9 protein-coding genes are annotated in these 8,177 nt (G+C 63.0%); 7 read left to right on the top strand and 2 right to left on the bottom strand.

The genetic code is table 11. The annotated features are described in order from the left end of the window. The 5 genes from AC1DVM_RS21815 to AC1DVM_RS21795 form a co-directional block, all read left to right on the top strand. Positions 1 to 554, top strand: a 554-nt coding sequence (locus AC1DVM_RS21815; RefSeq protein ID WP_477258011.1) for a branched-chain amino acid ABC transporter permease, incomplete at its 5' end; no start/stop codon positions are given. Beyond that, the gene (locus tag AC1DVM_RS21810) at positions 555 to 1,316 is read left to right on the top strand and encodes an ABC transporter ATP-binding protein (RefSeq protein ID WP_477258009.1); all 762 of its coding nucleotides are present in this window, start codon (positions 555 to 557) and stop codon (positions 1,314 to 1,316) included. Then, a complete protein-coding gene (locus AC1DVM_RS21805; RefSeq protein WP_477258007.1) occupies positions 1,313 to 2,053 on the top strand; it encodes an ABC transporter ATP-binding protein in 741 nt (246 codons plus the stop codon). The genes AC1DVM_RS21810 and AC1DVM_RS21805 overlap by 4 nt, the downstream gene beginning before the upstream one ends. 15 nt (positions 2,054 to 2,068) lie before the next feature. Then, positions 2,069 to 3,418, top strand: a complete 1,350-nt coding sequence (locus AC1DVM_RS21800) for an amidase (protein WP_477258005.1) — start codon at positions 2,069 to 2,071, stop codon at positions 3,416 to 3,418. Between the two features lie 66 nt (positions 3,419 to 3,484). Further along, complete coding sequence (locus AC1DVM_RS21795) at positions 3,485 to 4,120, top strand: TetR/AcrR family transcriptional regulator (protein ID WP_477258003.1); 636 nt, start codon at positions 3,485 to 3,487, stop codon at positions 4,118 to 4,120. On the opposite strand, the gene AC1DVM_RS21790 is transcribed toward AC1DVM_RS21795, so the two are convergent. Beyond that, the gene (locus tag AC1DVM_RS21790; protein WP_477258001.1) at positions 4,090 to 4,611 is read right to left on the bottom strand and encodes a gamma carbonic anhydrase family protein; all 522 of its coding nucleotides are present in this window, start codon (positions 4,609 to 4,611) and stop codon (positions 4,090 to 4,092) included. The two genes, AC1DVM_RS21795 and AC1DVM_RS21790, sit on opposite strands and share 31 nt — an antisense overlap. 40 nt (positions 4,612 to 4,651) lie before the next feature. Continuing rightward, positions 4,652 to 5,398, bottom strand: coding sequence for a FadR/GntR family transcriptional regulator (locus AC1DVM_RS21785; RefSeq protein ID WP_477257999.1), 747 nt, complete (start codon positions 5,396 to 5,398; stop codon positions 4,652 to 4,654). Positions 5,399 to 5,567: 169 nt separating this feature from the next. On the opposite strand from AC1DVM_RS21785, the gene AC1DVM_RS21780 reads away from it, so the two are divergent. Further along, positions 5,568 to 7,088, top strand: a complete 1,521-nt coding sequence (locus AC1DVM_RS21780; protein WP_477257997.1) for a malonate--CoA ligase — start codon at positions 5,568 to 5,570, stop codon at positions 7,086 to 7,088. A gap of 58 nt (positions 7,089 to 7,146) precedes the next feature. After that, on the top strand, positions 7,147 to 8,001 hold the full coding sequence (locus tag AC1DVM_RS21775; protein WP_477257995.1) for a transporter substrate-binding domain-containing protein: 855 nt from the start codon (positions 7,147 to 7,149) through the stop codon (positions 7,999 to 8,001). Positions 8,002 to 8,177 lie beyond the last annotated feature (176 nt).

The following is an 8,177-nucleotide window of genomic DNA, read 5'->3' as shown; positions in this document are numbered from 1 at the left end:
GGCTCCCCGGCATTCCGCGCCTCTTTGCCGGCTGGGTAGAGCCGCAGCGCACCGACCTGCTGATCCTCATTCTTCTGGCTATCGTGTGCGTCGGCGTGTTCTTCCTCATCCACCACATCATCAAAAGCCCGTTCGGCCGTGTCATCGAGGCGATCCGCGACAACGAGGTTGCGGTGCGGGCGCTCGGCAAGAACCCGGCGCAGTTCAAGACGCGGTCGCTGATGCTCGGCGCGGGAATCGCCGGGCTGGCAGGCGGATTGCAGGCGCATTACCTTACCTTCATCAGCCCCGAGCAGTATGTTCCGCTGATCACCTTCTACATCTGGATCGCGCTTGTGCTCGGCGGCGTCGGCTCGCTTCGCGGGGTGGTGATGGGCACGGTGCTGCTTGTCGGTTTCCTTGAGGGGTCACGCTTCATCCGGGATGTGGTCGGCGGCGTCTCCGAGGTGCAGATGGCGAGCTTGCGCATCTGGATCATCGGTATCGCACTCATCTGCGTCATCCTTTATCGCCCACAGGGACTGTTCGGCAGTTCATCGAAAAGGAGCCGATAGATGGCGCTTCTTTCTGTCGAGAACATCACCGCGCGGTTCGGCGGCTTCCGGGCGCTGGACGACGTCGACCTGAAGGTCGAGAAGGGAGAACTCGTCGGGCTCATCGGCACCAACGGTGCCGGCAAGAGCACGCTATTCTCGGTCGCGACGGGCTATATTCCCGCAAGCTCGGGTCGCGTTCGCTTCGCCGACGAGGATATTACGAATCTGGCGGTCCATCGCCGGGTGCGGCGCGGCCTCGCGCGGACGTTCCAGGTTCCGCGGGAATTCAGCAATCTGACGGTGTTCGACAACCTGATGACCGCAGCTCCGGATCAGGAGGGCGAGAAACTCGGCGCGCTTGTGTTCGCCCGCGGCAAGATCCGCCGGGAGGAAGAGCGGCTGACCGCGAAGGTCTGCGCCGTCATGGACTTCTTGAACCTGCGGCGGGTTGAAGGAGAGCTGGCCGGCAAGCTCTCGGGCGGTCAGAAAAAGCTGCTGGAGCTTGGGCGTCTCCTCATGCTCGAACCCAAATGCATCATGCTCGATGAGCCTTTCGCGGGCGTCAACCCGGTGCTGATCGAGCAATTGTGCGAGCGCGTGGTTGAACTCAACCAGCGCGGCATGGCGGTTCTGATCATCGAGCACAATCTCGCGGAGCTCGCCCGCATCGTGCCGCGTCTCTACGCCATGGATCGGGGCCGGGTCATCGCGCACGGAACGCCGGACGCCGTGCTCGCCGATCCGGGCGTGCGCGAAGCCTATATGGGGGGCGTGATATGAGTCTGCTCGAGATCAGGCAGGTATCCGGCGGCTACGGGGAGGTGGACATCATCTCGGGCATCGACATGCATGTCGAACCACAGGAGATCGTCACCATCGCAGGGACGAACGGCGCCGGAAAGTCCACACTCATCAAGGCCGCCATGGGCATTCTGCCCCGCATTTCGGGATCGATCGTCTTCGACGGCACCGATCTGCTGGCTCTGCCCATCGAGGACCGCATCCGGGTTGGCATTTCGTACGTGCCGCAGGTGCGAAACGTCTTCGGGGCGCTGACCGTTCTGGAAAATCTCCAGGTCGTCGAGCACGCGGCAAACAAGCAGGCTCGCATTCGCGAGATGTTCGATCTGTTTCCCGCACTTGCCGGCCGACGTGGCGCCTATGCGGAAAACCTTTCGGGCGGTGAGCGGCAGCAGCTCGCGTTTGCTCGCGCACTGATGTCGTCACCGCGCCTCGTCCTGCTGGACGAGCCGTCCGCCGCCCTGTCGCCGGCCTTGACCGACCAGGTCTTCATGGAGGTCAAGCGGCTGCGGACGATCGACGTCGCGGTGCTCATGGTCGAGCAGCGCGCGCGGCAGGCACTCGCCTTCAGCGATCGCGGCTACATCCTGGATTCGGGGCGGATCGTGCTCGCGGATACGGGGGCCAATCTCCTCGCCAACGAGGAAATGAGCGACGTCTATATCGGACGGGGTCACGCCCCGTCCGCCTCCAATCCTTCGCACCATCCCGTCTGAGCAGGAATTCTCGTCATGGACTCGTCCGATCGTTCTCGTTCCGCCGCACCTGCGAAACGCCCGCAGGCGTCGCGCATCGCCACACTCACCGCGGCTCAAGGTCTGCGCGAGATCGAGCAGGGCGCACTGACGAGCGTAGCCTGGACGGAGGCGTGTCTCGAACGGATCGAGGCCCGCAACGCCGATGTTAAAGCCTGGGTGCATGTGGACGCGAAAGCCTCTCTGGAACATGCGCGGCAATCGGACCGAAATGGCCGCCGCCACTTGTTCGATGGCGTGCCGCTCGGTTTGAAGGACACGATCGACACCGCCGATATGCCGACGGAACTCGGGGACCCCGAGATTTTCCCAGGGCGCCAACCCACAGCCGACGCACCCGTCGTCACCATGGCGCGCGCCCTCGGGTTCACCATCCTCGGCAAGAATACGGTTTCACGGCATGCGATCATGCTGCCGGGGCCTGCGCGCAATCCGCACGACCTGACGCGCACGCCGGCGGCCTCGTCGGCCGGATCGGCGGCAGCCGTTGCGGATTTCATGACGCCGATCTCCATCGGCACGCAGACCGCCGGGTCCATCCTCCGCCCTTCCGCGTTCTGCGGCGCCGTCGGTTTCAAGCCGACGCTCGATGCGATCCCGTATGTGGGCATTCGCACCTATTCGCGCCCTCTTGACGTGATCGGACCGATTTGCCGCTCCGTCGAGGACGCGACCTTGTTCATGCGTGGGTTCACGCAGGATCCGCGCTTCGACGCCGTTAAGCCGCTCACGCGCGACATCCGCGTGGGCGTATGGCGCACCAAGGATTGGGAGAATGCCGATCCCGCCGCCATGGCTGTCTTCGAGGAGAATATCGCGAAGCTGTCCGCAGCCGGTGCCCGCATCACCACACCGGCGATGCCGGCCTTGTTCGAGAAGATGGGCGACGCGCAGGACGTCATCATGGCCTATGATCTCGCGCGCGAATATGCGGCGATCAAGCGGGATCACGCGGAGAAGTGCGACGCGGACCTGCTCGCCTATCTGGCGTTGGGAGAAACTTACACCGACGCCGATTATTCCCGCGCGCTCGACGAGGCGGATGCCTGCCGGCGGGCTTTCTACGATCTGGCGCGCGACATCGATGTCGTCGCCATGCCGTCGACCCTTGGAGAGGCACCCGTCGCCAGCAGCACGGGAAGCTCGGCTTTTATCAGGATCTGGTCCCTTCTGCACAATCCCTCCATCACGCTTCCGGTTTCGCGCAGCGCAGCGGGCCTTCCGCTGGGGTTCCAGCTTGTCGGGTTCGTGAAGGAAGATGCCCGGCTGCTGCACTTTGCGCGGTGCGTCGAAGACATTCTCGGCAGTACCGCTCACGATCTCTAGGTCGGGGAGGCCCCCCCCGGGTGGGCTGGAAGTCCGGCGCGGACTCGTGCAGTAAGAGGCATGAGCATGGCTTTCACGCCCGAGATCGCGACCARCCGACAGGACATCGTGCGCGCCGCGACGCTGCTTCTCGGCGAGCGCGGCTACAAGTGCATGAGCATGCGGCTTCTGGCGCAGGAACTCGGCATGAGCGCGCCGAGCCTGTATCATCACTTCCCCTCGAAGGCAGCTCTGCTCTTTGCCGTGCTCGAGGATAACCAGAGGGATTTTCTCAGCGCCATGGCGGCAGCCGTCGCGGAGGCTGGGGCCGACCCGGTCCGGCAGCTGGAAGCCCTGGTGCGCGCGCATGTGCGCTTTCAGATCGAAAAAATCGAATACGCGCGCGTCTACGACCGCACATTTCTTGGAATGGGGCCTCTGGTTCAAGCCCTATCCGATCAACAACGAGACCGGATGCGGGAGCTGCAGCGTAGCCATACCGAGAATGTTCGCCGCATCCTCCGCTCGGGTGTCCAGGCGAGGGTCTTCGCCATCGGCGACGTCACAGTTACGGCCTTCGCGATCATTTCGATCTGCGACGGGGTGATCAGCTGGTACCGCGCCGACGGCCGCTTGGGAGTTGACGCCATCGCTGATCGTTACCGTGAGCTCGCGCTCAGGCTTGCCGGCGCTCAGGCCAGTTCGGCGGCGAACCGCCGATAGTTCGCCACATATTCGTCCGCCGTCTCCGCGATGGCGGCGATTTCCTCATCGGTCAGCTGCCGCACCGCCTTGGCGGGCGACCCGACGATCAGCGAGTTTGGCGCGAAGTGCTTGCCCTGTGTGACGAGCGCGTTGGCGCCGATGATTGAATTCGTCCCGATCACGGCATCGTTCAGCACGGTTGCGCCCATCCCCACCAAGACGAAGTCGCCGACGGTGCAACCGTGGAGGATCGCGCGATGGCCCACGGTGCACGAAGCGCCGATGGTGAGGGGCGATCCCGCGTCGGAATGCAACACTGCGCCATCCTGAATGTTTGTCCGCGTGCCGATGGCGATCCGCTCGTTATCGCCCCTGATGACGGTGCCGAACCAGACGCTGGCGTCCTCCTCCAATGCGACGTCGCCAATCACTGCGGAGCCGGGAGCAATCCAGAACCGGCCGTTGGTCGGCAGAAGAGGGTGCCGGCTGCCGAGGGTGTAGGTTGCCATGATGTCCTGACAATATGTTGGATGATGGAAGCAGGTTCACTCAAATGCCGATGGAGAGATCGAGCCGCCTGGCGGCATTCATGACGTGGCGCCGCGCGGCCCCGCGAGCTGCATCGATGCGTTTTTCCACGATTGCCTCATAGATCTCCGTGTGCTCCGCGAGCACCGCTTCTGGTCTGCCGCGATAGGACGATGAATTGATCCGCGCGACCCTGATCGATTCCTTCAATTGAACGCCGAGGAGATCGACCAGCCGCAGAATGAACGCGTTGCCGGTGGCTTTGGCGATCGCCCCATGAAACGCGAAATCCGCGTCGATGCCGTCCTTCCCCTTCCGCATGTCGGCGGCAATGGCCGCGAGACCATCCGCGATCTGCGCAAGATCTGCGTCGCTCCGCCGGGCGGCCGCATACCCGGCGGCGTCTCCTTCAAGACTCAGCCGCAGCTCGAACACCTGCGCGAGTTGCCCCCGATCGCCATCAAGCTCCTCGCGATTGAAGCGAAAGGATCCCGCCGGACGCGTGCTCGTCACGAAAGCGCCGCTGCCCTGACGCGTTTCGACAAGACCGTCCTGCTTCAGCCGCGAGATTGCTTCTCTCACCACGGCGCGGCTCACGCCCATCGTCCTGGCGAGTTCGAACTCGGTCGGCAGCYGGTGCCCGAGCGGGAGTTCGCCCTCGCTGATCCGCGAGGCGATGTGGCCAAAGACCTGCTCGGTCAAATTGCGGCGGCGGCCGGGCGGCCGGTCTGTCGGCGGAGTCGTCGGGCCGGTTGCGGATTTCGTCATGGACGTCACCTTAACAAACCGCTATTTGTCAGGCAAGATTGACCATAACCACTTGTAATCTTCGTTGACGGTACGTCACGCCTATGTTTTTGTCGGACATCCTAACGATTGTTAGGCACTACAAAAGTCCGGCCTCCGAGTGGGGAGGGCCCCGGTTCAGAGGAACGTTATGGTTCAGACGTTGTCCAATCTCGCGCGGGCAGCCTTCGCCGCTCCCGACAAGGTGTTCCTTGAACGGCCTGGCCTCCCTCCCGTGACCTACGGCGACTTCGACCGGCTCTCCGCGCGCATCGCGCATGCGGTTTCGGCGCGGGGAGTCGACCCTGGAAATCGCGTCGCCGTACAGGCCGAAAAGTCGGTCGAGGCGCTCGCCCTGTATGTCGCGTGCATGCGTATGGGAGCCGTCTACGTTCCGTTGAACACAGCCTATACGGCCTCCGAAATGCAGTATTTCATTGCCGATGCGGAGCCGAGCCTCGTTGTCTGCGACCCCGCACAGGCTGCCCACCTCGCGCCGTTCGCCGAGAGCGCCGGAAGCCGCATCGAGACGCTCGATGCGGAGGGCAGGGGAACCCTCGCCGAGCTCGCCTCAACCCTGCCCGATACCTTCAGCGACCACCCGTCGAGGTCAGACGATCTCGCGGCAATCCTATACACGTCGGGGACGACGGGCCGCTCGAAAGGGGCCATGCTCACGCAAGGCAATCTACTGTCGAATGCTTTGGCGCTCACCAAAATCTGGCAGTTCACGGCTGACGACGTGCTGCTGCATGCGCTGCCGATCTATCACACGCACGGCCTCTTCGTTGCCACCAACGTCATCCTGCGTGCGCGTGCCTCGATGATCTATCTGGCGAAATTCGACGCCGACGAAGTCATTGCACTCCTGCCGCGCGCCAGCGCCATGATGGGAGTGCCGACATTCTACACCCGGCTTCTCGCTCACCCGGCCTTCGACCGGAAGACGACATCGTCCATTCGCCTCTTCATCTCCGGCTCGGCTCCGTTGCTTGCATCCACCCACGAGGAGTTTTCGGCGCGCACCAGCCATGCGATCCTCGAGCGCTACGGAATGACGGAGACCGGAATGATCACGTCCAATCCGTATGGGGGCGACCGCATTGCCGGAACGGTCGGCTTTCCGCTGCCGGATGTCGAAATCCGCGTGGCTCAACCCGATACAGGCGCGGTCGTGGGGCAGGGCGAAATCGGCGTTGTGGAAGTTCGCGGACCGAACGTGTTCAAGGGCTACTGGCGTATGCCGGAAAAGACCGCGCAGGAATTTCGCGCCGATGGTTTCTTCGTAACCGGCGATATCGGGCGCATCGACGAGCGAGGCTATCTTCACATCGTCGGTCGCAGCAAGGACCTCATCATCACCGGAGGCTTCAATGTCTACCCGAAGGAGATCGAGCTTGCGATCGACGCCATCGAAGGCGTCTCGGAAACCGCCGTCATCGGCGTGCCGCATCCGGATTTCGGCGAGGGAGTCATGGCGGTCGTAGTACCGCAGCCGGGAGCCGCATTGAGCGAAGCCGCGATTCTAGCTCAGATTCGCGGCAATCTTGCCAAATTCAAGCAGCCCAAGAAAATCATCATCGTGCCCGAGTTGCCGCGCAACACCATGGGTAAGGTGCAGAAGAATGTTCTGCGAGAGCAGTACCGGGACATGTTGGCATCCCGGAATTGATCTCGCGGGCATGGCCCGACAAACCCTCAACATCGCTGCCTGTCGTCAGGAGGACTTTATGCGTTTCTCGAAAATCGGCCGTCTCTGCATGCCTATCGCTGCTGCCTTCCTCTTCAGTCAGGCGGCGCTGGCGCAGCAGGCCAAGCCTGTCACGATCGCGACCGAGGGGGCGTTCCCTCCCTGGAATCACACCGAAGCAGGCGGCAAGCTTGCGGGCTTCGACGTCGAGATCGCTCAGGATCTCTGCCGCCGCGCGCAGATCACCTGCACAATCGTGGGCCAGGACTGGGCGGGAATCATTCCGGCGCTCCAGGCCGGAAAGCATGATGCGGTGATGAGCGGCATGAACATAACCGATAAGCGCCTCGCGGTGATCGGGTTCTCGCGTCCCTATGCGACGAGCCGGCATGTCTTCGCCACCGTTACGGACAAGGATATTCTCGGGCTTCCCAGCGCCGGCAAGCTCGTCGATATCACCGAGCTCAATGACGAAGGAAAGGCGACCATCGAGGAGATCCGCAAACGCATCAAAGGCAAGTCCATCGGCGTCCAGACCTCGACGAACGCCCTTGCGTTTCTGGAGCAGCACTTCAAGGGCGACATTTCCATCCGTGAATACAAGACCTCCGAGCAGCACGATCTCGATCTGACCGCTGGCCGGATCGATGGGATCTTCGTCGATTACGCCTCCGCCAGCGCTGCGAGCCAGAAGAAGGAGCTCGAGGGCATGAAAGTGGTCGGCCCGGCATTCCGTGGCGGCCTGCTCGGGCGTGGCGTTGCCATCGGCCTGCGCAAGGACGATGCCGCCCTGAAGGAAAAGTTCGACGGCGCGATCAAGGAAGCGCTCGCGGATGGCACGATCAAGAACCTCTCGATGAAATGGTTCCAGGCCGATATGTCGCCTCCGAAATAGCGCGGGCGCAGAGTTGAAACGTCGCGGGTCGCATCCTCCCGGAGGCGATCCGCGGGCTGCCTTGCGCCGACCGGGATCGCGGAGCGGCTTCAGCCTTCCTACCAGTCCCGACAATCGGCCCATTTTCTCGAAAGTTATCCGCACACCATGCCCGACCCCTCACATCTCGACTACCT

The sequence above is a fragment of the Microvirga sp. P4_A5 genome, from assembly GCF_056402495.1.
This window is presented reverse-complemented; position numbering and strand designations above follow the sequence as displayed.